The 21,216-nt window shown below is 70.2% G+C and carries 24 protein-coding genes and 1 pseudogene; 11 read left to right on the top strand and 14 right to left on the bottom strand.

Annotation, left to right across the window (positions count from 1 at the left end; translation table 11 throughout):
* The first annotated feature begins 56 nt into the window (after positions 1 to 56).
* Genes INT51_RS06370 through INT51_RS06360 form a run of 3 tightly spaced genes read left to right on the top strand, consistent with a single transcriptional unit; the run spans position 57 to position 3,128 of the window.
* A complete protein-coding gene (locus INT51_RS06370; protein ID WP_193104360.1) occupies positions 57 to 674 on the top strand; it encodes a DinB family protein in 618 nt (205 codons plus the stop codon).
* A gap of 39 nt (positions 675 to 713) precedes the next feature.
* Positions 714 to 2,435: a dihydroxy-acid dehydratase gene (gene ilvD / locus INT51_RS06365; protein WP_193104359.1), complete on the top strand. Its 1,722-nt coding sequence runs from the start codon at positions 714 to 716 to the stop codon at positions 2,433 to 2,435.
* A gap of 18 nt (positions 2,436 to 2,453) precedes the next feature.
* The gene (locus tag INT51_RS06360; protein WP_193104358.1) at positions 2,454 to 3,128 is read left to right on the top strand and encodes an alpha/beta fold hydrolase; all 675 of its coding nucleotides are present in this window, start codon (positions 2,454 to 2,456) and stop codon (positions 3,126 to 3,128) included.
* Here the strand turns inward: INT51_RS06360 and INT51_RS06355 are convergent.
* The 8 genes from INT51_RS06355 to INT51_RS06320 are packed head-to-tail and all read right to left on the bottom strand — an operon-like array spanning position 3,125 to position 8,571.
* Positions 3,125 to 4,387: a PEP/pyruvate-binding domain-containing protein gene (locus tag INT51_RS06355; protein ID WP_193104357.1), complete on the bottom strand. Its 1,263-nt coding sequence runs from the start codon at positions 4,385 to 4,387 to the stop codon at positions 3,125 to 3,127. The two genes, INT51_RS06360 and INT51_RS06355, sit on opposite strands and share 4 nt — an antisense overlap.
* The gene (locus INT51_RS06350; RefSeq protein ID WP_193104356.1) at positions 4,384 to 4,995 is read right to left on the bottom strand and encodes a histidine phosphatase family protein; all 612 of its coding nucleotides are present in this window, start codon (positions 4,993 to 4,995) and stop codon (positions 4,384 to 4,386) included. The genes INT51_RS06355 and INT51_RS06350 overlap by 4 nt, the downstream gene beginning before the upstream one ends.
* Complete coding sequence (locus INT51_RS06345; protein ID WP_193104355.1) at positions 4,992 to 5,615, bottom strand: transcriptional regulator; 624 nt, start codon at positions 5,613 to 5,615, stop codon at positions 4,992 to 4,994. The genes INT51_RS06350 and INT51_RS06345 overlap by 4 nt, the downstream gene beginning before the upstream one ends.
* Positions 5,612 to 6,013, bottom strand: coding sequence for a hypothetical protein (locus tag INT51_RS06340; protein ID WP_193104354.1), 402 nt, complete (start codon positions 6,011 to 6,013; stop codon positions 5,612 to 5,614). The genes INT51_RS06345 and INT51_RS06340 overlap by 4 nt, the downstream gene beginning before the upstream one ends.
* A gap of 60 nt (positions 6,014 to 6,073) precedes the next feature.
* Positions 6,074 to 6,631: an AAA family ATPase gene (locus INT51_RS06335; protein ID WP_193104353.1), complete on the bottom strand. Its 558-nt coding sequence runs from the start codon at positions 6,629 to 6,631 to the stop codon at positions 6,074 to 6,076.
* A 1-nt stretch (position 6,632) separates the two neighbouring features.
* A complete protein-coding gene (locus tag INT51_RS06330; protein ID WP_193104352.1) occupies positions 6,633 to 7,409 on the bottom strand; it encodes a class I SAM-dependent methyltransferase in 777 nt (258 codons plus the stop codon).
* Positions 7,410 to 7,459: 50 nt separating this feature from the next.
* Positions 7,460 to 8,050: a class I SAM-dependent methyltransferase gene (locus tag INT51_RS06325; protein WP_304502098.1), complete on the bottom strand. Its 591-nt coding sequence runs from the start codon at positions 8,048 to 8,050 to the stop codon at positions 7,460 to 7,462.
* Positions 8,047 to 8,571, bottom strand: coding sequence for a hypothetical protein (locus INT51_RS06320; RefSeq protein WP_193104351.1), 525 nt, complete (start codon positions 8,569 to 8,571; stop codon positions 8,047 to 8,049). The genes INT51_RS06325 and INT51_RS06320 overlap by 4 nt, the downstream gene beginning before the upstream one ends.
* Before the next feature lie 41 nt (positions 8,572 to 8,612).
* Here INT51_RS06320 and INT51_RS06315 point away from each other — a divergent pair, with 41 nt between their 5' ends.
* Positions 8,613 to 9,374 (top strand): phosphotransferase, encoded by a 762-nt coding sequence (locus INT51_RS06315; protein WP_193104350.1) that lies wholly within the window; start codon positions 8,613 to 8,615, stop codon positions 9,372 to 9,374.
* Positions 9,375 to 9,426: 52 nt separating this feature from the next.
* Here INT51_RS06315 and fmdA read toward each other — a convergent pair whose 3' ends face one another.
* Positions 9,427 to 10,683 carry a formamidase gene (gene fmdA / locus INT51_RS06310; protein ID WP_193104349.1) on the bottom strand — a complete coding sequence of 419 codons (1,257 nt, stop codon included), beginning with the start codon at positions 10,681 to 10,683 and terminating at the stop codon, positions 9,427 to 9,429.
* Between the two features lie 58 nt (positions 10,684 to 10,741).
* Positions 10,742 to 11,029 (bottom strand): FmdB family zinc ribbon protein, encoded by a 288-nt coding sequence (locus tag INT51_RS06305; RefSeq protein WP_193104348.1) that lies wholly within the window; start codon positions 11,027 to 11,029, stop codon positions 10,742 to 10,744.
* A gap of 138 nt (positions 11,030 to 11,167) precedes the next feature.
* On the opposite strand from INT51_RS06305, the gene INT51_RS06300 reads away from it, so the two are divergent.
* Entirely contained in the window at positions 11,168 to 11,530 is a 363-nt protein-coding gene (locus INT51_RS06300; protein WP_193104347.1) for a hypothetical protein, read from the top strand.
* Here INT51_RS06300 and INT51_RS06295 read toward each other — a convergent pair.
* Positions 11,517 to 12,248, bottom strand: a complete 732-nt coding sequence (locus tag INT51_RS06295; protein WP_193104346.1) for a TetR/AcrR family transcriptional regulator — start codon at positions 12,246 to 12,248, stop codon at positions 11,517 to 11,519. The two genes, INT51_RS06300 and INT51_RS06295, sit on opposite strands and share 14 nt — an antisense overlap.
* 108 nt (positions 12,249 to 12,356) lie before the next feature.
* On the opposite strand from INT51_RS06295, the gene INT51_RS06290 reads away from it, so the two are divergent.
* Both INT51_RS06290 and INT51_RS06285 read left to right on the top strand, forming a co-directional pair.
* A complete protein-coding gene (locus INT51_RS06290; protein WP_193104345.1) occupies positions 12,357 to 13,343 on the top strand; it encodes an NAD-dependent epimerase/dehydratase family protein in 987 nt (328 codons plus the stop codon).
* Between the two features lie 39 nt (positions 13,344 to 13,382).
* On the top strand, positions 13,383 to 13,811 hold the full coding sequence (locus INT51_RS06285; RefSeq protein ID WP_193104344.1) for an SRPBCC family protein: 429 nt from the start codon (positions 13,383 to 13,385) through the stop codon (positions 13,809 to 13,811).
* Between the two features lie 42 nt (positions 13,812 to 13,853).
* Here the strand turns inward: INT51_RS06285 and INT51_RS06280 are convergent, their stop codons facing one another.
* Positions 13,854 to 14,597 (bottom strand): HNH endonuclease family protein, encoded by a 744-nt coding sequence (locus INT51_RS06280; RefSeq protein WP_193104343.1) that lies wholly within the window; start codon positions 14,595 to 14,597, stop codon positions 13,854 to 13,856.
* Positions 14,598 to 14,879: 282 nt separating this feature from the next.
* Here INT51_RS06280 and INT51_RS06275 point away from each other — a divergent pair, with 282 nt between their 5' ends.
* The 3 genes from INT51_RS06275 to INT51_RS06265 all read left to right on the top strand — a co-directional run bounded on the left by INT51_RS06275 (position 14,880) and on the right by INT51_RS06265 (position 17,660).
* Positions 14,880 to 15,602, top strand: a complete 723-nt coding sequence (locus INT51_RS06275) for a DUF899 family protein (RefSeq protein WP_226832012.1) — start codon at positions 14,880 to 14,882, stop codon at positions 15,600 to 15,602.
* A 109-nt stretch (positions 15,603 to 15,711) separates the two neighbouring features.
* Entirely contained in the window at positions 15,712 to 17,031 is a 1,320-nt protein-coding gene (locus INT51_RS06270) for a sensor domain-containing protein (protein ID WP_193104342.1), read from the top strand.
* On the top strand, positions 17,019 to 17,660 hold the full coding sequence (locus INT51_RS06265; protein WP_193104341.1) for a response regulator transcription factor: 642 nt from the start codon (positions 17,019 to 17,021) through the stop codon (positions 17,658 to 17,660). The genes INT51_RS06270 and INT51_RS06265 overlap by 13 nt, the downstream gene beginning before the upstream one ends.
* A 95-nt stretch (positions 17,661 to 17,755) precedes the next feature.
* Here the strand turns inward: INT51_RS06265 and INT51_RS06260 are convergent, their stop codons facing one another.
* Both INT51_RS06260 and INT51_RS22640 read right to left on the bottom strand, forming a co-directional pair.
* On the bottom strand, positions 17,756 to 19,024 hold the full coding sequence (locus INT51_RS06260) for a glycosyltransferase (RefSeq protein ID WP_193104340.1): 1,269 nt from the start codon (positions 19,022 to 19,024) through the stop codon (positions 17,756 to 17,758).
* Positions 19,021 to 19,638 (bottom strand): TetR family transcriptional regulator, encoded by a 618-nt coding sequence (locus INT51_RS22640; RefSeq protein WP_193104339.1) that lies wholly within the window; start codon positions 19,636 to 19,638, stop codon positions 19,021 to 19,023. The genes INT51_RS06260 and INT51_RS22640 overlap by 4 nt, the downstream gene beginning before the upstream one ends.
* Before the next feature lie 6 nt (positions 19,639 to 19,644).
* Between INT51_RS22640 and INT51_RS06250 the strand changes: the two are divergent.
* Positions 19,645 to 21,207 (top strand): annotated as a pseudogene (locus INT51_RS06250) (HNH endonuclease); the annotation flags it as partial.
* Positions 21,208 to 21,216 lie beyond the last annotated feature (9 nt).

The following is a 21,216-nucleotide window of genomic DNA, read 5'->3' as shown; positions in this document are numbered from 1 at the left end:
TCCCGACAGCGGAAATCCCGTCGCGGAGCCCGGGCCCCCGCCGCTACCCTCACCGCATGACGCGCGACGACGAAGCCGACACGATGATCCTGCACCGGTATCTGCAGCTGCAGCGCGAGGTGCTGCTGTTCAAGCTCGAGGGCCTGACGGAGCGACAGGTCCGCTGGCCGTCCACCCCGACCGGTACCACCCTGCTGGGGCTCGTCAAACATCTGACCTGGGTGGAGCTCGGCTATCTCGGAGAATGCCTGGGCCGTCCTTTGGAGGTCCCTTGGCCGTGGGAGACCGACGACGCGGCGACGGACCTGGACCCGGACGGGGAGCTGACCGATCTCTGGGCCCGCGCCGACGAGTCGCGCGAGGACATCGTGGACGGATACCGGGCGGCCTGGGCGCACGGTGACGCCGCGCTCCGCGAGCTGCCCCTGACCGCGCTCGCGGAGGTCCCCTGGTGGCCCGAGGAGCGACGCCACCCGACGCTGCACACCCTGCTGGTCCACCTGATCGCGGAGACCGCCCGCCATGCGGGCCACGCCGACATCATCCGCGAGGGGCTCGACGGCGCAGCCGGCCTGCGGGCCGAAGTCAGCAACCTGCCCGAGCTGTCCGAGCAGCAGTGGAGCGCGCACCTCGCGCGCCTGCGCACCATCGCGGAGGACGCGACGGGGCGCTGATCCTTCCCGCCGGTGCGGGTCCGGGCATAGGGTCGGGCCATGACCGCCGACGACGTCTCCGCCTCCTCCGGCCCCGATATCAAGCCGCGCAGCCGGCAGGTCACCGACGGCCTCGGGGCCACCGCCTCCCGCGGCATGCTGCGCGCCGTGGGCATGGGCGACGAGGACTGGGGCAAGCCCCAGATCGGGATCGCGAGCTCCTGGAACGAGATCACGCCCTGCAACCTCTCGCTGGACCGCCTCGCCCGCGCTGCGAAGGAGGGGGTGCACGCCGGGGGCGGGTACCCGTTGCAGTTCGGCACCATCTCCGTCTCCGACGGCATCTCCATGGGCCACGACGGCATGCACTACTCGCTGGTCTCCCGGGACCTCATCGCCGACAGCGTCGAGACCGTCATGCAGGCCGAGCGGCTCGACGGCTCCGTCCTGCTGGCCGGCTGCGACAAGTCACTGCCCGGGATGCTGATGGCTGCCGCGAGACTGGACCTGGCCAGCGTGTTCGTCTATGCGGGCACGATCACGCCGGGCAAGGTCACTCTCACCGACGGCACCGAGAAGGACGTCACCCTGATCGATGGCTTCGAGGCGGTCGGGGCGTGCGCCCGCGGGCTCATGAGCCGCGAGGACGTCGGGCGGATCGAACGCTCCATCTGCCCCGGCGAGGGCGCGTGCGGCGGCTATTACACCGCCAACACCATGTCGACCGTGGCCGAGGCGATCGGGATGTCCATCCCCGGGTCCGCGACACCCCCGTCGGCAGATCGTCGCCGCGATGCGGACGCGCGCCGAGCCGGCGAAGCGGTCGTGGGGATGCTGCGCCGCGGCATCACCTCCCGCGACGTCATGACCAAGCCTGCTTTCGAGAACGCGATCGCCGTGGTCCAGGCCTTCGGCGGCTCCACCAACGCCGTGCTCCACCTGCTGGCGATCGCGCACGAGGCCGACGTCGATCTCACCCTCGACGACTTCGCCCGCATCGGCGCGAAGGTCCCCCACCTCGCGAATCTCAAGCCCTACGGCCGCTACGTGATGAACGACGTCGACCATGTCGGCGGCATCCAGGTGGTGATGAAGACGCTGCTCGACGAGGGACTGCTGGACGGGGACTGCCTGACGATCACGGGATCCACCATCGCCGAGAACCTCGAGGTCCTCGCCCCGCGCCCCGCGGACGGCACGGTGCTGCGGCCCGCCTCGGCACCGATCGCCCCGACCGGCGGCATCACCATCCTGCGCGGTTCGCTCGCCCCCGACGGCGCGGTGGTGAAGTCCGCCGGCTTCGAGGCCGACGTGTTCGAAGGCACCGCACGCGTCTTCGACCGCGAGCAGCAGGCGATGGACGCGCTGAACGACGGCACGGTCACCCACGGTGACGTGATCGTGATCCGCTACGAGGGTCCCAAGGGCGGTCCCGGCATGCGCGAGATGCTCGCCATCACCGGAGCGATCAAGGGCGCGGGCCTGGGCAAGGACGTCCTGCTGATGACCGACGGTCGCTTCTCCGGCGGCACCACCGGCCTGTGCGTCGGCCACATCGCCCCCGAAGCGGTGGACGGCGGGCCGATCGCCTTCGTGCGCGATGGGGACAGGATCCGGCTCGACGTAGGGTCCGGCGCCCTGGATCTCCTGGTCGACGAGGACGAGCTCGCGGCGCGCCAGGAGGGCTGGACCCCGCTGCCGCCGAAGTTCACCAAGGGCGTGCTGGGCAAATATGTGAAGCTCGTGCAGTCCGCCTCCACCGGCGCGATCCTCGGCGACTGATTCGACCCGGAGGGCACCATGGCAACGTTCGTCCTGATCCACGGGGCCGCCGATGTCGGCTGGTCCTGGCATCTCGTCGCCGCCGAACTGCGAGCGCGCGGGCACGACGTCGTCGCCCCGGATCTGCCGTGCGAGGACGAGAGCGCCGGTCTCCCGGAGACCGCCGACGCCGTGGTCCAGGCCATCGGTCAGCGTCAGGACCCCGTGGTCGTCGGCCACTCCTTCGGCGGGTTCACCGCACCGCTGGTCGCAGACCGGTTCCCGGGCGCCGCGCTCGTCTACGTGGCAGGAATGATCCCGGCCCCCGGCGAGCGCCCGGGCGACTGGTGGGAGCGCACCGGCTATTCCGAGGCGGTCCAGTTCCAGGCCGTCCGGGACGGTGGGTTGACCGGGAACGAGGACCCGTACGTCAGCTTCCTCAACGGGGTCCCCCGCGAGCTGGCGCAGGAGGCGATGCGCCGCTCCCGCGACCAGTCCGAGGCGTCCTTCGCCTCCCCGTGGCCCCTGGCCGCCCATCCGGACGTCCCCACGCGGGTGCTCGTCTGCCAGGACGACCGGTTCTTCCCGCCCGCCTTCCTCCGTCGCGTCGCGCTCGAACGGCTGGGCGTGGCCGCCGAGGAGATCCCCGGGTGCCACTGCGTGCCGCTCAGCCATCCTCGGGAGCTGGCGGAGGCCCTGATGCGTTCGGCCTAGCCCGGCCGGCGCACCTGGATCGTGCCGTCGTCCCCATCGACCGTGACGGTCGCGCCGTCCGGGATCCGCTGCAGCGCCCCGGGTACGGCGAGGACCGCGGGGATACCGAGCTCACGAGCGAGGATCGCCGCGTGCGAGAGCACTCCCCCGGTCTCCGTGACCACCGCCCCCGCGATCCGGAACAGCGGTGTCCAGGCCGGATCGGTGGATCGGCAGACGAGGACGTCCCCCGTCCCCACCCGCGGGAAATCGTCAGGACCGTCGATGAGGCGGACCGTCCCGGTCGCGGTGCCACCGCTCGCCGGAACCCCATGGAAGCTGCCCGGTCCCGGGACGACGTCCCGCGGATCCAGAGGACCCAGAGGACCCAGAGGACCCAGAGAACTGGGCATCGTCGTCGTGACCGGCCGTGCCTGCAGGACGTGGATAGCTTCACCCGTGAGGGCCCATTCGATGTCTGCGGACGCGCCGAGCACGCGGGCGACCTGCTGGCCGACGCCGTCGAGCCCGCGCACCTGGGCGTCGCTCAGGCACATCGCGCGCCGACGATCCGCCGGGACCTCGCGGAGCTGGATCCGCTCCCCCACTCGGTCTGCTCGGTGCGTCGTCGATCCCACGCGCCGCGCCAGGATTCCCTCGGAGGTGATCCGCCAGGAATCCGGCGTGACGGCCCCGCTGACGAGCCGCTCGCCGAGTCCATAGGTCGCCTCGAGGATCCGTTCCTGCCCGGTGAACAGCACTCCGGAGACTTCCGCGTCCAGGAACGGTTGGATCAGCACGGCCATCTCCGGGGTTGCGTCCGCGGCGGCCGATCGTTCTCCTCGATAGGCGAGGGCGTGGACGGACCACAGCGAGGCCCAGCACCGCAGGACCGCGGCGCACACGGCGTCGGTGCCGCGCACCGCGAGGACGCTGTCGTACTGTCCCGCGGCCGAGGCACCCGCCAGATCTTCGTACGTCGCGGAGGAGCGCACCGCCATGTATCCGGCTCCGTCCCCGGGAAGTCGGTGACGCAAGGCGTCGTCGATCGCACGGACCAGGCCGTCGGCGATCCCCATCTGCAGTATCCGCTCCCGCAGCTCGGCCAGGGGCGTCCTGGCGGGGTCGAGTCCGTGACGGGCCAGGTGCCGTCGATACTCACCGACGGGGATGACGACGCCGGTCGGCACCTCCACCCCAGCACGCAGGAGGGTGCCCAGGCCGGCAGCCTTCCCGCCCGAGGTCTCCGGCTGTGCATCGTGGAGGTCGACGAGGGTCATCGCACCGGCCCGTCCGGGTGACGGGTGCCCGATGCCGGAGCAGCATCGACCAGGTGCGAGCGATCATTGACGCTGTGCACGAGGGGCGGGGTTCCGGAGTCGTACTCGATGATGGTCAGACCGGTGTTGGCCATCCCGGCCAGGGACATCCAGCTTCGCGCCGGGGCTCCCAGCGCATCGCGCACCATCCATGCCACCTGGTACGCATGGGTGATCAGCACTTCGTGCGTAGGCCGGCCCGGCGCGGGGATCGGCGTCGCGAAGCGCGCGGTGAGGCGGCGGGCGGTGCGCCGCCCGGCGTCGATCTCGCGCTCCCCCATGCCGTCGAAGAAGGCGGCCCACATCGGCGAGAGGTCCGTCAGGTCCGGGACGTCGGGGATGTGGTCGATGAGCTCGGCCGCCTCGTCGACGAGGACCGGTGGAAGGCTCCGGGCGATCACCGCGGCGCTCTCGGTCGCGCGCGGCAGCGGAGAATGCCAGATCACGTCGATCGGCAGCTCGGCCAGTCGTCGCCCGAGGCGACGGCTCTGCTCGCGCCCGCGGTCCGTGAGGGCGCCCAGCGGATCCGCCTCGCCGTGTCGGGCCAGGTACAGGGTGCGCCGGGTCATCGCTCGCGCCCGAGGGTCGAGAGCAGATCCTGATGGAGCTCGGCCCACACCACGTGGCACGACAGGAGCCCGACGCCGGTGACCCACCGCAGTCCCTCGTCCTGTGCTCTGCGCACCGCGAGGGCGTACTGCGCGGGATACCGGCCGAAGCGGGGCAGCACGCTCACCAGGGCCGCAAGGACGATGTCCAACTCGTCGCCGAACGCGGAGAGGTGACTCAGCAGCGTGTCGAAAGCCTGGGCATCGGCCCCGGTAGGTGGCGCTCCCGTCGATGCCGTGGAGCGCAGCTGCCACCGCGAGACGGTCTCGACGAATTCGCCGTTGATCGCGTCGAACCTCTCGATCACCGCGTTCAGGACCGTGCGCGCCCCCGCTCCCTCCACCTCGGCCTCGAGCAGGGCGGCGAGATGGACCCGACCGGATTCGGTCAGGATCCAGCCGTGAGCATCCGCGAAGCTCATGGTCCGTGCATGTCCGGCACGTGCCGCATCGTCCAGAACACGGCGGATCCGGTGGTCGGGGAGCAGGGCGCGATCGGCGATCCCCTCCTCGTCCGCGAACCCGGCGAGCCGCAGGGCGTGGACGGTGAGCAGTTCCGCCGAGGCTCCTCGCGTGGTCATGAGTCTCCGGGATCGGCTGGCGCCTCGGAGGTGGGGCGCTGCGCCACTCGCTGGTACCGCTGCTGCGCCGCCTGGGGGGATCGCAGTCCGAGCTCCTCGGCGATCTGGGACCAGGTCAGTCCCTCGGCGCGAGCCGTGAGCAGCAATGCGACCTCCAGAGTGTCGAGATCGGATCGTGCCGACTCGATCAGTCGCAGCGCCGCTCTCAGCTCCTCGGTCGAGGCGGCGTCGATCCTCTGGTTCGCCCGCCACAGCGCGTAGCGCAGCAAGGTCATGTCGTCGGCGGGCTCAGCAGGGTGCTGCCAGGGCAGCCGTGGCAGCTCGCTTCCACCTGCCGCGTGCAGGAGCCGGCGCGCCGCTTCGGCGGTGTCGGGTTCGCTCTCGGAGTGAGGAGTCATATCGACAGCGTGAGCCTTCAACACATCGTTGTCAATATTCTGTTGATCGGCACGGCAGGTTCACTCCTGGCGAGACAGCCGGCGAAGTTCCTCGAAGACACTGCTGCGGCTCCCCCGCGCGTCGAGGCGACGTGCGTTCGGCCGGTATCTGAGCACGTTCTCGATCGACCGCACGAGGTCGGCGACGTCCTGCGGGCCGACGAAGCGGTCGTTCGCCGCCTGCTCCGGCCGATCAGGGGCCGCACGGCGCGCGGTGAGCCGCTGCGCCAAAGTCTCCTCGTCGAGGATCAGCACGGCCTCGACGAACCGTGCCTGGCACTCGGCGGCGACGCGCTCGAGCTCCTCGAGGAATGCGGTGCGCGCCAGATACTGCCCGAGGACCACGTCGTGCCCGTCGGTGAGATGCTGCCGGATCATCGCGACCGCGAGGCGGCGCGTCTGCAGTCCGGACGCCTGAAGGTCCCGGTCCCACTCGCCGAGGGAGTGCTTGATCGAGTCGATATCCAGGGCGAGCGCCAGGGGTCGCTCGGCGGCGAGCAGCGCGGCGAGGGTGGACTTCCCGCTGCCCGGTGCACCGTTGAGCAGCAGGAGGGTCGGGGGCTCCGAGTGCTCCGCCATGTCAGCGCTCCGAGACGACGAGCACGAGCGAGCCCTCGTACGCGGGCAGGGACCGCAGGGCTCCGTGTTTCTCGTCCCAGGCGCCGCTGTCCAGATCACGCCGGAGCTCGCGCACGAAGCGGTCCCGGACCTCATCGGGCACGAAGCTCCACGCCGAGCAGGACAGCCGAGCGTGAGGGTCGAGCAGTGCTTCGGGACGGCCGTAGTACGACTCGTGGAAGCCGTCGGTGCAGTCCAGCGGGATAGGGATGCTGCGGCTGGTCGTTCGGCCTCCGAGCGCGCTGGCCAGGACGCCGAGTGCGGGGTAGCGGCGTGCCTCGGTGGAGATCACCTCGGGGGCGTACTCGGTGAGCCAGAATCGGTCGACCAGTCTCGGATCGCAGGTCAGGATCACGACCGGCCCGCGGGTCACCCGGCGCATCTCGCGCAGTCCCGCCTCGACGTCCTGCCATTGGTGGACGCTGAACGTGGCCATCGAGGCATCGAAGGTCGCGTCCTGGAAGGGGAGATCCTCTGCGGTGGCGTCCACTGCGGACGGCAGCTGGGGAGGTCGCTGCGCGCGCATGGCGGCCGACGGTTCGACCGCAGTCACGTCCCGGTCCACGGGTTCATAGGAGCCGGTGCCCGCGCCGACGTTCAGCACGCTGCGCGCGTCACCGAGCGCTGCGGTGATCGCGGCGGCGAGGCGCGGATCCGGCTGCCTGTACCCCGCATAGGAGGTCCCGATGACCGCGTAGTCCGCATCGCCTGCACTGCCGTCCGATGTGCGCTGTTCCATACCGGTCAGCGTAGCCATCCGCCTGCACGGGCAACTCAGCGGCGTCGCCCTCAGCGGCGGCGGGCGCTGATCGCGGCGTGGGGCCGGGAACCAGGATTCGCTCGTCGCTGGACCTCCTGGACCGAGAAACCTGCCTCCTCGAGCAGGGCCGCCATCTGCTCGGCCGGCCAGAACTGCGCCGTGGTCACCGCGTGGGCGAAGGCCTCCTGGCGGAGCCCGTCGAAGAACCCCAGCAGCAGGTGCCCCGCCGGCCGCAGCGCCTCATGCAGGCTCCCGAGCACACCGGGGATCTCTGCGGGCGGGAGATGGATCAGCGAGTACCAGGCGAGGAGGCCGCCCCACTCCCCCGGCCTGTCCTGCAGGTCTGCGAAGGATCCGACTCGATACAGCACCCCGGGATGGGAGTCCCGGGCGATCTCGACGAACTCCGGCACCGGATCGAGGCCCCGGGCGTCGTGGCCGCGCGCGGCGAGGTGGGCGGTCCAGTGGCCCGGTCCGCATCCGGCATCGAGGATCGGGCCGTCGACGTGGGCCGCCCAGGTCTCGATGCACCGCCGATCCTGGTCAGCCATCGCCTCGATCGACCCGAGCAGATCGGCGTACTCCTGTGCGCGGTCCCCGTAGGCACCGATGACGCTCACGCTGGGTCCGCCATCCTGCTCGCCGCCTGCCAGAGGATCTCGGCACAGCGAGGGGGCGACGCGCCGTCCGGCGTCCTGATGATCCGGTCTGGGGGCAGCACGGACCGCAACCCTGCAGCATCCGCCGCGGCATCTTCGATGACTGCTTCACTCTCGCCCCGTGACCGCAGTCGGCGCGCGCGCAGCTCGTCGTCGATCTCCCAACCGAGCAGCCTGGGATCCTCCGGTTCGTCCACCCCGGGGACCTGGATCAGGAGGACGATGAACAGCTCGGCGCGGGTGACGAACCCGGCGATGCGAGCCCAGAGACGGTCGTACGCCGGCCAGTTCTGCGCGGCCGCAGGATCCGCGATCGAAACGCCGAGCAACGATCCCTCCTCGAGGATCTCATCGATATCGGCGACGACGGCATGACCTCGCGCGAGGTCGACGAGATGGGGCAGCACGGTCGACTTCCCGGTCCCCGGTGGCGCCGCGATGCGCACCAGCCCTCGAGGGCCCATGGAGGGGTGCGACGTCATCGAGCGGGTCCTTCCGAGTCGGAACTCCTTAGAGTAATGCGATGACCAATCCATCCGAGCAGCCCCTGGACGGCGGCAACGCGACCGAGGGCGTGGTGCGCGTCGGGAACACGGTGCGCAAGCCATGGGGACCGACCACGCCGGCCGTGCACGAGCTGATGCGCACTGTGTCCGCCACCGGCATCGACCTCCCTGAAACGCTCGGTCGCGACGAGCGAGGCCGGCAGATCCTCGAGTTCGTGCCTGGAACCCTCGCCCTGCACGCTCCTGCGCTGTCGCTCGTCGAGCTCACCCGGGTGGGGCAGCTGATCCGCGCGATCCACGACGCCTGCGTGGGCTTCAGCCCGACGGCCCCGGCCCCGTGGGAGCCCCTGATCCCGGCGCCCGGCGGTCAGGCGGACCTCGTGTGCCACAGCGACCTCACCCCGTGGAACCTGATCCTCGGCGAGCGCTGGGTATTCATCGACTGGGACGGCGCGGCACCCAGCACACGGCTCTGGGACCTGGCCTATTCCGCCCAGTCCTTCTCTCTGAATGATGCGTCGGCCGATCCGCAGGAGGCCGCGGCGGCACTGGCCGCTCTCGTCGACGGCTACGGGGCCGATGAGGCTCTGCGCGGGCGTCTGCCGGAGGCGATGGTCGAGCGCACCGAGGCGATGTTCGACCTGCTGCGCACGGCGAATGCCCGTGGCCTGGAGCCCTGGGGGTCGATGTTCACGGCCGGTCACGGCGCCCACTGGCGAAGGGCTGCGGATTTCGTCGCCCGCCATGACCTGGTGTGGACCCGTGCCCTGGGCATCTGAACGCAGCGGGCCCCGCGGCGCGCGGCACCACGGGGCCCGACGTATTGTCCTGTCAGCCCACGCTCGCGCGCGGGGCCCCGATACCCGCATCGATCTGCGGCACCTCGCCGGAGCCCGGCCGGATGTCGATGTCGAAGATGTCCAGCGGCAGGTACACCGTCGCGCACGCGTTGGGGATGTCCACGACCCCGGAGAACCTGCCTTCTATGGGGGCGGCGCCGAGCAGCAGGTAGGCCTGCTCCTTCGACCACCCGAACATCGACAGGTAGTCGATCGCGTGCAGGCAGGCCCGCTGGTAGGCGAGATGCGAGTCGAGGTAGCGCTGCTCGCCGTCGAGGGTGACTGAGGTGCCGGAGAACGACAGCCACTGGCTGTGCTGCGGCGCCGTGTTGCCGGGCATGAAGATCGCGTTCTCGCTCACGCCGTACTTCTCCATGCCGCCGGAGATGACGTCGACGTGGAAGTCCACGAAACCGCCCATCTCGATGCCGCCGCAGAAGGTGATCTCTCCGTCGCCCTGGCTGAAGTGCAGGTCGCCGACGGAGAAGTTCGCGCCGTCGACGAAGACGGGGTAGAAGATCCGGGTGCCCTTGGTGAGGTTCTTGATGTCCTGGTTGCCACCGTTCTCTCGTGGCGGTGCGGTGCGGGCGCCCTCGCCGGCGACTCGTTCGGCGTCCCCCTCGGGCACGGCCCCGAGGATCGCACCGTGTGGCTCGGGCGGCAGGGCGAGGGCGGGCACCCGGTTCGGATCGGTCGCGATCAGCGCAGCCTCGCGCGTGTTCCATTTCTTGAGCAGTTCCGGGGAGGGGGCGGTGCCCATCAGGCCGGGGTGGATCATGCCGGTGAACTCGACGCCGGGGACGTGGCGGGAGGTCGCGCGGTCGCCGCGGAAGTCCCAGACCGCCTTGTACGCGTCGGGGAACTGGTCGGTCAGGAAGCTGCCGCCGTTGCGCTTGGCGAAGATGCCGGTGTAGCCCCAGCCCTGGCCGGCCAGCGGGCCGACGTCCTCCTGCGGAATGGGGCCGACGTCGAGGATGTCCACCACGAGCAGGTCCCCGGGCTTGGCCCCTTCGATGCGGAACGGCCCGGACAGGGTGTGCACCGTGTGCAGGGGCGCGGTGGCGATGTCCTCGGCGGAGTCGTCGTTCTGGATGTATCCGTCGAACCATTCGCGGCAGTCGACACGGAAGGTGTCTCCCGGCCGCACGCTCACGGCGGGCGGGATGTCCGGGTGCCACCGGTTGTGGCCCAGGATCTTCTGATCGGTGAAGGGCTTGGCGGAATTCAGCGGGAAGACGTTCTCGGGCATGATCTCTCCTTCCACAGCGACGGCGCCGAGGACCGGCGCCATCAGATCCAGGGGCGCCTCAGGGGCGTGGCAGCCGCGCGTGGCGCGGGTCGTGGCTGGTGCGGGCCGGCCTGGCGGATCCGGGACCGGGCACCTGGTCGACGACGGCCGGAGCGTGCGCGCTCGCTGCGGTGCGGTCGAGGAGTCGGGCGCGCTCCGAGCCGAGGTGCCCGAGTGCCGGCGAGCTGACCAGACGGGTCGCGGCGCTCCCGCATTCCGGGCACGGCGCAGTGCGGTCCGCGGCCGACATCGACAGCAGCAGCTCGTGCAGGTGGGAGTTCTCGCAGCGGAATTCGTACAGGGGCACGTGGACCTCCGTGTGATGCGGCTCATAGGCGCTTCTCACCGTAGCCGTTCGGCGTCGCCGTCGGGTGGGATTCGCAGGGGCTCCGCCGTCAGTCGATGCCTCGACCCGAGTGTCGGACCCTTCCCCTAGGTTCGCCGCATGACCACGACAGGACCGGTCCTCGCACACCCTTCGACGGGTGGAACCGCCCAGGACGAGCGGGAGCAGATCCGTGCCCTCCTGCTGGAGCGGCGGCCCGAGCTCGCCCGGCACCTGCAGGTCGGCCCGAGCGGAGCCCTGCTCATCCCGCTGTCGGCAGGGCGCGGTATCGAGATCGGGCGGATGCGCCGACGCGGGCGGGCCCGCTGGGTGGTCGTGATCCCGGAGGCCGACGGGGCGCGGCTGCAGGAGCCGACCTCCGTGCGCTCCGCAGCTCGCATCGCCCTCAGCACATGGGAGCGCGAGAGCCGACGCGGCTCCGGTACGGGGCCAGGGACAGGGCCCAGCCTCAGCTGCCGATGAGGAGATCGGCGAGAAGCTCCCCCTGGATCTCGAGGATCTGCTCGCCGACGGCAACGGCATCGGCGCCCAGCTGCCCGAACACGTGGGCGCTGATGATCCCCACGAGGCCGCTCCAGACCGTCACGGCCCGCAGGGAGGAGTCCACATCGGAATCCACCGCGAACTCGGCCAGATGCCTCTCCAGCAGCGCTTCCACCGCGGGGGTGACACGCACCGCGGGACGCACCCCCGCCGCGCCTGCCTTCCCCGTCCCTCCTTGCGCATCCGCCGCGATCGCCAGCAGACGAGCGATGACCCGGGTGCCACCGACGTTGGTGCTCTCCGCCGGGGCGTCGTAGCCGCGCACCGGAGTGCCGTACAGGAGCGTCCAGCGCTCGGGGTGCGCGATCGCCCAGCGGGTCATCGCCGTCGCCAGCGCGAGGAACCGATCCCGCGGGCCCTGGCCGGCCTCGGCGAGCGCCTCGTCGACGGCATCGGCGAGGTCCCCGTAGGCGTCGACGATCAGCAGCGTGAGCAGCTCGTCGCGGCAGCTCACGTAGCGATACACCGCAGAGGAGACCATGCCGAGGCCGCGAGCGATCTCGCGCACGCTGAGCGCCCCCGGCCCGCACTCGGCGAGCTGGGCGTTCCCGAGTTCCACGATCCGTCGCATCGTGCGCTCGCGGGCCTCCGCTCGCGGCGTGGCCGGCGTTCTCGTCGTCGTCGCCTCAGCAGTCATGGCGCCATTGTTCCACATTTAGAGAGCACTGCTCTTGCTTTTGGGTCCGGCGAGGTGTGTACTGAACTCGACCAGTTAGAGAGCAGTGCTCACATTTCAGGAGTCCTCATGCATCATCTCGTCATCGGAGAAGGCCAGATCGGTCGCGCGATCATCGACCGCGCCCTGACGGACGGCGACCAGGTCACCGTTCTGCGGCGCAGCGAGATCGCCGCCTCCCCCGGCATCGACCGGGTCACCGGCGACGTGCTCGACCCGGCCGCGCTCACCGCAGCCCTCGTCGGGGCCGACGCCGTCCATGCCACCTTCCACGCCCCCTACGACGCCCGCATCTGGCGCCGGGACCTGCCCCCGCGCGAGCTCGCGGTGCTCGAGGCCGCCGCCGCCCGGAACATTCCCGTCCTCTTCCCGGAGTCGATGTACGCCTTCCAGGGCGGCGCCTCGGATCTCGTCGAGGGCGCTGCCTTCTCGCCGCTGGACGCCAAGGGCGAGGTGCGCGTCGCCCTGCTCGAGCAGCGTCGTGACCATGCGGCCCGCACCCTCAGCGTCGTCGCCTCGGATCTCGTAGGGCCGACGGCCGTGGGCACCGGGGCCGCGGTGGCCAGCGCGATGGTCATCGAACGCATCGCCGCCGGGCGGCGCGCGATCGTGGTGGGGGACCTCGACGCTCCCCACACGCTCACGCACATCCCTGATCTCGCCCGGGCCATGCTCCACGCGGCCCGGCACGCCGAGCGTCTCGCCCCGAGCGGGGATGCGGTGCTGAACGCCCCGTCGGCTCCTGCGCGCCCTCAGCGAGAGCTCATCGCCCTCGCCTCCTCCCTGCTCGGGCAGCCGGTCCGCCGCCCGGTGCCGATCCCGCTGCTCGCCCTGCGGGCGCTGTCCGGGGTGAACACCTTCGCCCGGGAGCTCTCCGGCATCTCCAAGCTCTGGTTCGAGCCCTCCGTGCTGCGGCCCGGCATCCTCACCACAGACGAGGGGATCGAGCCGACGCCGTGGCCCGAGGCCGTGAGAGCCACGGCGGAGCGCGCCGTGGCGATGCAGTCAGGGGCCGCCGAAGCAGAGACCTCCTCCGGCGCTCCGCTGGCGTCCTGAACGGGCCGACCGACGCACGTGACTGCTAGCGTCGCGGCCATGAGCGAGAACACCGGGACGACCTCGGGCGGCAGCGCCTCCCGCCACCTCGACGTCCTCATCGAGCGCCCCTGGCGCGCCGTGTACGACTACGCGAGCGATCCGCGGAACCTCCCGCACTGGGCGGCCGGGCTCGCCGGCAGCGATGTGCAGCGGGAGGTCACCCAGTGGTCGATGAACTCCCCCATGGGTCGCGTGCTGGTCAGCTTCGTACCGGAGAACGAGTACGGGGTGCTCGATCACAGCGTCACCCTGCCCACCGGCGAGTCCGTGCTGAACCCGCTGCGGGTGCTCCCGCTGGAGGAGACGCGCTGCGAGGTGGTGTTCACCCTGCGCCGCGGCGCCATGTCCGAGAAGGAGTTCGAGGCCGACGCCACGGCCGTCGCGGAGGATCTCGCGACATTGAAGGGAATTCTCGAGTCGGAGTGAGCGCTCCGTCGCAGCGAGTCAAGCGCAGCGACCGAGATTCGCTCACCCGCACTGCGCGGAGAGGTCCTCGAGCACTTCGTCGTCGGCCGGGGAGATGCTGAGGTCGTACTTCGCGGAGACCGACACGTAGGACGAGGCGTACTGGCAGGTGACCTCCGTGTTCTCGGGCAGCCACTCACCGATGGTGGAATCGGACTTCGAGCGGTTGTCCGAGGAGTTCACGGCCGCCAGCACCTCGGGGTCGTTCGCGTAGGCGAGACGCTCCGAATCGGTCCACTCCGAAGCCCCGGCATCCCAGGCCGCTCCCAGCGGCACGATGTGGTCGATATCGATCTGCGAGGAGCCCTTGGATTTCTCGAAGTCGATCACCTCGCCGGAGTAGGGGTCCTTCAGGACGCCGACGATGACCTCGCAATCGCCGGTGCCGGACTCGTACTCCTCGCCGCTGAGGTCCCGAGTGAGGATGTCGTTGCGGGTATCGCAGTCGTTCCCGTCGATGTCCTGCCAGGCCGGGCCGAAGTCATCACGGTCGTACTCCGAGGAGGCGCCGGGCTCGCGCACGTCAAGAGCCTCGAGCTCGCCTTGATCGATGGTCGCGGGCGTCGCGGCCGACCACGAACCGGTCGGAGAACGGGGATCTGCGGCCGAGGCCGGCAGCACGGAGGCCCCCAGGCAGCTCGCCAGGAGCAGAGCGAGGAGCAGAGCGAGGAGCAGAGCGCGGCGGAGGAGATCATGGTGGAGCAGGTCGCCGCGGAGCGGTTCGCTGCGACGCAGGGCAGAGTGCATTGAATGGTCACCTTCGGGTCTGGCGGATAGGCGCCCACGACCGTAACCAGTGCGAGCTGCCTCACACCAGGATCGTGTCCGACCGCGCACGAGTCGTCACCGGGTGGAAAGGTCCCCGCCAAGGGTGGACCTGCGCCCAGCTCTGGTGCCGTGCCTGCCTCAGGACTACCGTGTCGAGCCAGGACGAGCCGCTCCCGTGGGGCATGGTCGAATCCGGTGGTCCTGTTCGACAACAGGGTGAGGACGGCGAGAAGCGCCGTCCCGCAAGGAGGGTGATCCCCGATGGACGAAGTCGCCATGTCCGAGACGTCGACCGATCAGACCGCGCACCGCAAAGCCCACCAACCCGCCGCCACGCCCCCGGTCGTCGACCGCTCGGACTTCGAGAGCGCCGTCGCCGCGCAATGGGTCCTCGACAAGGAGGTGACTCGGGCAGGCGATCGCGCGGCCGCCGCGAGGCGTCGACTGCCGATGGTGGAGGTCGAGGACTACGAGTTCACCGGCGAGGACGGCCCGGTGCGGCTGTCCGAGCTGTTCGCCGGTCGCTACCTGCTGCTGGTCCAGAACGTCATGTTCGGCGCCGACTGGGACGCGGGGTGCCCGAGCTGCTCCTGGGCGGTGGACAACCTGCCGGCGAACATGGGACGCCTCGACGAGGAGGAGATCTCCTTCGCGATGATCTCCGAGGCCCCGATCGACAGACTCCGCGCCTGGCGCGAGATGCAGGGCTGGCCGCACACCTGGGTCTCGTCGGCCGGGACCACCTACCACTGGGACTGGGGGTGGACCCTGCGCGAGGAGGACGGCGGGTACTCAGGTCCCGTGCCCGGCTATTCGTACTACCTGCTGCGCGAGGGGCGCGTGTTCCTCACCTATGCGACCTGGGCGCGCGGCACGGAGGCGATCCTTCCGGTCGCTCAGATCATGGATCGCACCGTTTACGGTCGCCAGCAGGACTGGGAGGACTCCCCCGAGGGCTGGCCGCAGTACCCGACCTACGGGTGACGTCACCCTGTCCCGGAGCCGTCCGGCCGCGAGGCTGTCGGGCCAGCCCGACAGGTCCACGCCTGGTGACAGGATGGGACGAAAGAGGATCCAGCACCAGAGTTGAGACATGAACACCATGACCCTTCCCCAGACCGCCGGGAACGATGCCTCGCGGCGCTGGTCCATCGGCCGTTGGGCCTCCCGGATCGGGCGCTTCCTCGCGTACGTCCTCATCGCGCTCCCTCTCGGAGTCCTCGGCTTCTCGCTGGTGATCACCCTGCTCGCCGCTGGAGCACCCACCGTCGTGGTCTGGATCGGCCTGCCGATCCTCGTCCTCGCCGTGCTCGTCGCGCGCGGTTTCGCCAGCGCAGGGCGCGCCGTCCACTCCGCGGTGCTCGGCACCGACCTGCCCACCCCGGCCGCCAAGCTGGCTCCCGCCGGCGCCGGCCCAGCGCGCCGCCTGCTCACTCCGCTCACCGACCCCCAGTCCTGGCTGAACGCCCTGTGGATCCTGGTGAACTTCCTGCTGGTGCTGATCACCCTCCCGCTGGCCCTGGCCTGGATCGGCGGGGCGATCGCCACGGTCGGCGGCCCGGTCGCCACCTTGATCCTCGAGCAGGTACTGCCGTCCTCGCAGGTGAACGGGCTGGGTGAACTGTTCGGTGTCACCGGTCGATATGCTGTCGCGGTCGACGTCGGGATGCAGGTCGTCGCGGGGCTCTTCTTCCTGCTCACCGTGGGCCCGCTGATTCGCGGACTGACCGCATTGCATCAGGGCGTCGCCCGCGGGCTGCTGAGCTCGCGCTACGAGTCCCAACAGCGTCTGCTGCGCACCCAGGAGTCCCGCGCAGCCGGTCGCACCGCGGAGTCGACTGCCCTGCGCCGCCTGGAGCGTGACCTCCACGACGGGCCGCAGCAGCGCCTGGTGCGGGCCTCGATGGATCTCGCCCGGGTCGAGATGCTGGCCGCCAAGGACCCCGAGAAGGCACAGTCCGTGCTCCGGGAGACCCGGGAGCAGCTGGGCCTGACCCTCGATGACCTGCGCCGGCTCTCCCGGGGCATCGCCCCACCGGTCCTCGTGGATCGAGGTCTTGCCGCAGCCCTCACCGAACTCGCGGCGATCTCTCCCCTGCCGACCTCTGTCGAGAGCCCGGATCTGGACCTTCCCGAGCATGTCGAGATCGGGATCTACTACGTCGTCTCGGAGGCCCTGACGAACGCCGCGAAGCACTCAGGGGCGCAGCATGTGCACGTGGAGGTCGCCCGGATGGGCGATGATGCTCGGGTGATCATCCAGGACGACGGACGCGGCGGCGCGCAGATGCGCACCGGTGGCGGCCTGGCCGGGCTCGCCGGTCGGGTCGCCTCGCTCGAGGGCCGGTTGAGCGTGCAGTCGCCAACGGGCCAGGGCACTCGGATCGAGGCGGTGATCCCGTGCGCGTCCTGATCGCCGACGATTCCGCTCTGCTGCGCGAGGGCCTCCGGCTGCTGCTGGAGGATGCCGGGCACATCGTGGCCGGGACCGCTGCGACCGGCACCGAGCTGGTGGTGCGCGCCCTGGAGCTCCGGCCCGACCTGGTGATCTCGGACATCCGTATGCCCCCGAGCCACACCGATGAGGGACTGCGAGCCGCGCAGGAGATCCGCAGGTCCTGGCCCGAGGCCCCGATCGTGCTGCTCAGCCAGTACGTCGTGGTCAGTTATGCGACCGAGCTCATCGAATCCGGCGCGAGCGCGACGGGGTATCTGCTGAAGGACCGCGTGTTCGACATCCGAGCATTCCTGGAATCGATCGAGCGGGTCGCGGGCGGCGGCGTGGCCATCGACCCGGACGTCGTCGGCCAGGTGATCGCTTCGCGCCGGCGCACGCCGCTGGACGATCTCACCGCGCGCGAGCGCGAGGTGCTCGAGCTGATGGGTGAAGGTCTGACGAATGCGGGGATCTCGGAGCGGCTGTTCATCAGCGGCGGCGCGGTGGAGAAGCACACGCAACGGCTGTTCGCGAAGCTCGGCCTGAGCGAGAGCTCGAGCGTGCACCGCCGGGTGACCGCTGTGCTGACGCTGCTGGGGCATTGAGCACGGGGCCCAGGGCGTGACCGCAGGGAGCGCAGCATAACGCACGAGATGCTGACGGGATGCCGCGCGTCGGGGTTGATCGTGGTCCAGTCGCGTCAACGAGTGGTCAGACTCTCCAGAATCTCGACGGCTGTCGCGACACCGTTCTCGCCACGGATCTTCGCGCCGACGTCGGCCGCCGTGGTGGCCATCGACTGATCGGCGGTGGCAGTGCGCAAGGCTGCGGCGAGGTTGTCCGCAGTGAGATCACGCTGAAGCAACGGCGGGGGCGCCACCCCGATCCCCGTCATGCGGCTGGCCCAGAACGGCTGGTCGGCGATGAACGGGCAGACGACCTGCGGGCGCCCCGCTGCCAGCGCCGCACCCGTGGTGCCGCCTCCGCCGTGATGCACGATCGCTGCTGTCCTCGGGAACAGCCAATCGTGGGGTGCCTGGTCGAGGACGAGCAAGCGCTCGGAGTCGAGTTCGGCGTCGATCCCGCCCCATCCGGTGACGAGGACGGCGCGTACATCAGCGCGGTGGACCGCCTCGGAGACGATGCGGCCGATGCGCGCAGGATTTCGTCCCGCCATACTTCCGAATCCGATGTACACCGGTGGAGATCCGGCATCCAGGAAGGTCGTCAGCTGCTCCGGAGGTTCCCAGTCGGCCGCGGCGGGCAGAAACCAGTAGCCGGTCGTGTGAGTCCAGGTCGGATACTTCGGCGGTGCCGGCAGCACGTGTTCGCTGAAAGCATTCAGCAACGTGATCGGCGTGCCGTCCGGCGCGCGCACGGCGTCGTTCTGATGCGGACGGCGAGGCAGGCCGAGGGTGTCGGCGCGCCAGCGTCCTCCGGATCGGACCAGCGCCCACAGGACCAGGCGGGTCGCCAGGTAACTGGCGTGGTTGAGCCGCTTCGGGATGCGGAACGGGAGCAGTGGATTCGAGAACTCGCTGGTCGGCACCCAGCCCGGCTGCAGGCCGACCGCCACAGCGGGTACGCCGAGCTTCTCGGCGAGATGCTGTATCGGCGAGTTCACCGGATGGACGACGATATCCACATCAGTGGCCGGTACGGCCGCCATGTCGTCGAGAACCTTCCTGAGCTCGGGCCCGGCGCGGCGCATGAGCTTGAATGCAGTGAGCTTGCCGCGCAGGCCGCGGTAGTTCGTCTCCATCGCGCTGCGAACATCGGGGTCATTCATGCCTTCGTTCATGCTGTCATCCAGGGGCGCGAACGGTATCCCGTACGGCTCGGCGAGGGAGGCCGATCCGCTCGGCGCCGCGAGTGTGGTCTCGTGACCGGACTGTTGGAGGGCGTGGGCCAGTGCGACGTAGGGCTGGACGTCACCGCGGGTGCCGTGCGCGAAAATGAGTGCCTTCATGGTGAGCCGTGCTCCTTTCCGACCGCGCGCCACGCCTCGAGCTCTCGATCGCTGGTGAATATTCCGTGGGTGAAGACGTCGAGCGCCACCGGGGCGAAACGCAGGGTCGCGTCGATGCCGTGGGGGTCGGCGACTCCGAGCACGCGGGCGAGGTGCGTGTCGAAGGCCAGCGGCGCCAACAGCCACGTGACGTACAGGGCGGCTCGGGCGTGCGGCTGCTCGCTATGCCGCACCCACCCTTCTCGCTCGCCGTCGGCGAGCCAGTCGGCCGTCAGCTCGACGATCTCGTCGAACAGCGCCGCGGCATCGGACGTGCCGTCCAAGAGGGCCCGGGCGAGGTATCGGCGCACCGGCGTCGCGGATTCGAGCATGGCGGTGAGGTCCGGAGCCGCATCATCCCCGCCGCGTATCAGCGCCACCACGTGGGCATCGCAAGCCTTGCGGAGGGACTCCTTGGAACCGAAGTGATGGATGACCAGTGCGGGCGAGACACCTGCATCAGCGGCGATCGCGCGGATCGTGACCCGGTTGACTCCGTCTCGGCCGAACCGTTCCAGGGCCGAGTCCCTGATGCGGTCGCGCGCTGATGAGGCGGAGGGATCGGAAGAGGACACCACGTCATGCTAAACAGATGTTCAGTCCGCAGCAAGCCTTCTCCCTTCAGCCCACCCGTGCGCCGCGGCCGCGGCGCCTCTCGTCTCCGCGCGTCACCCGCGTGGGACCTGTCCACCGCTGCCCCGACCGTTCCTCCACCGTGGTGCCTTTTCCACCAGCTCATCCACATTTTCCACAGATTCCTCGGTGCCCTATCGCGTCATGTCGAGCATGAATACGCTCGAAGAATGGAGACGACAGGCACCGGAGATCATCCCGACGAGGCGACACCCCGTGCGGGGGGCGCTGCGTCGAGCGGTGACCTCCTGTGCGCCGTCACGGATCGACTGGCCGCCTTCGACGGGAGCCCCGAGGCCCGTGTGACGATCGCCGAGATCCTCGCGGCCACCCTCCGGGCATTCACCCTGACCACCTCCGTCCGAGACCCTCTGGCAAGCACCGCCCCGCGCTCTCCCGAGGAGTCGCTGGCCGTGCTCGGGGGGCTCGACCACCTCCGCTCGTCCTTGGCCGCGGTCGAGGCCACCTGGCAGGTCCGGGCCGAGCAGCGGATCCGCGAGGCGGACCTGCAACGAGACGCCCCTCCGAACGCGCTGGGCAAAGGCTCCGCGCACGAGATCGGGCTCGCCCGTCGGATCTCCCCGGCGGCGTCGTCCTTCTCCCTCGCCTCCGCTCGGCGTCTGGTCCAGAACCTGCCGGGAGTCCACGACGCACTCTGGGAGGGGCGCATCCCGGAACGGTTGGCAGCTGCACTGGCGAGCACTCTCTCCGCGGCCGACCCCGCTACCTGCGCCAGCATCGACGAAGAGGTCTGCAAGGATCCCGGGGCACTGACGGGTACCGGGGACCGCCGGCTCCGCTCCGACGTGCAGGACATGATCCAACAGCTCGAACCCGAGAGGTCCCGCGATCGGGCCGAGCGCGCCGCACGGGCGCGGCACGTGACGATGACGCCGCTGGCCGATGGCATGGCTCGCGTGAGCGCCGTCCTGCGCGGCGTCGACGCCGCCGGGGTGATGCAGGTGCTGCATCGCGGAGCGGAATCCCTGCGTGCTGCCGGCGCCAAGGACTCGGTCCCCGCGCTCGAGGCAGATCTCCTGGTGGATGCGGCGCTGAGCAGCGCAGCCCCAGCCGATGAGGGCGGAAAGAGCCCGCGCAGGTCGCCCGGGATGGACGTCGGCATCGTCATCACCGATACCGCACTGCTGGGCCGCGACAACGATGCCGAATGCGCGCAGCTCGAGGGATATGGCGCGATCCCGGCGCACATCATCACGGATACCCTGCACGGGACTCCCCCGGGCTTTCTGCGCGGCCCCGAGCAGGATCACCCCGACGAGACAGTCACCGCGTTCTACCGACGGCTCTACACCAGTCCGAGCACTGGAGAGCTGGTGGGCATGGAGTCGCGCGCTCGAGCCTTCCCCGCCGGACTCGCACGCATGATCCGGTGGCGCGACACCACCTGCCGCACCCCGTGGTGCACTGCGATCGTCCGTCAGATCGACCATGCCGAGCCGTACCACCGCGGTGGGCCGACGAGCTACGACAACGGCCAGGGCCTGTGCGTGCGCTGCAAC

It is taken from the genome of Brachybacterium sp. FME24 (assembly GCF_014897705.1).
Lineage (GTDB): Bacteria > Actinomycetota > Actinomycetes > Actinomycetales > Dermabacteraceae > Brachybacterium.
Note: the sequence above shows the minus strand (reverse complement) of the source record. Positions and strands in the feature narration are given on the sequence as shown.

Coding starts and splice junctions, on each gene's coding strand:
- INT51_RS06370 (WP_193104360.1), top strand. CDS start 57: ATGACGCGCGACGACGAAGCCGACACGATGATCCTGCACCGGTATCTG.
- ilvD (WP_193104359.1), top strand. CDS start 714: ATGACCGCCGACGACGTCTCCGCCTCCTCCGGCCCCGATATCAAGCCG.
- INT51_RS06360 (WP_193104358.1), top strand. CDS start 2,454: ATGGCAACGTTCGTCCTGATCCACGGGGCCGCCGATGTCGGCTGGTCC.
- INT51_RS06355 (WP_193104357.1), bottom strand. CDS start 4,387: ATGACCCTCGTCGACCTCCACGATGCACAGCCGGAGACCTCGGGCGGG.
- INT51_RS06350 (WP_193104356.1), bottom strand. CDS start 4,995: ATGACCCGGCGCACCCTGTACCTGGCCCGACACGGCGAGGCGGATCCG.
- INT51_RS06345 (WP_193104355.1), bottom strand. CDS start 5,615: ATGACCACGCGAGGAGCCTCGGCGGAACTGCTCACCGTCCACGCCCTG.
- INT51_RS06340 (WP_193104354.1), bottom strand. CDS start 6,013: ATGACTCCTCACTCCGAGAGCGAACCCGACACCGCCGAAGCGGCGCGC.
- INT51_RS06335 (WP_193104353.1), bottom strand. CDS start 6,631: ATGGCGGAGCACTCGGAGCCCCCGACCCTCCTGCTGCTCAACGGTGCA.
- INT51_RS06330 (WP_193104352.1), bottom strand. CDS start 7,409: ATGGAACAGCGCACATCGGACGGCAGTGCAGGCGATGCGGACTACGCG.
- INT51_RS06320 (WP_193104351.1), bottom strand. CDS start 8,571: ATGACGTCGCACCCCTCCATGGGCCCTCGAGGGCTGGTGCGCATCGCG.
- INT51_RS06315 (WP_193104350.1), top strand. CDS start 8,613: ATGACCAATCCATCCGAGCAGCCCCTGGACGGCGGCAACGCGACCGAG.
- fmdA (WP_193104349.1), bottom strand. CDS start 10,683: ATGCCCGAGAACGTCTTCCCGCTGAATTCCGCCAAGCCCTTCACCGAT.
- INT51_RS06300 (WP_193104347.1), top strand. CDS start 11,168: ATGACCACGACAGGACCGGTCCTCGCACACCCTTCGACGGGTGGAACC.
- INT51_RS06295 (WP_193104346.1), bottom strand. CDS start 12,248: ATGACTGCTGAGGCGACGACGACGAGAACGCCGGCCACGCCGCGAGCG.
- INT51_RS06290 (WP_193104345.1), top strand. CDS start 12,357: ATGCATCATCTCGTCATCGGAGAAGGCCAGATCGGTCGCGCGATCATC.
- INT51_RS06285 (WP_193104344.1), top strand. CDS start 13,383: ATGAGCGAGAACACCGGGACGACCTCGGGCGGCAGCGCCTCCCGCCAC.
- INT51_RS06280 (WP_193104343.1), bottom strand. CDS start 14,597: ATGCACTCTGCCCTGCGTCGCAGCGAACCGCTCCGCGGCGACCTGCTC.
- INT51_RS06275 (WP_226832012.1), top strand. CDS start 14,880: ATGGACGAAGTCGCCATGTCCGAGACGTCGACCGATCAGACCGCGCAC.
- INT51_RS06270 (WP_193104342.1), top strand. CDS start 15,712: ATGAACACCATGACCCTTCCCCAGACCGCCGGGAACGATGCCTCGCGG.
- INT51_RS06260 (WP_193104340.1), bottom strand. CDS start 19,024: ATGAAGGCACTCATTTTCGCGCACGGCACCCGCGGTGACGTCCAGCCC.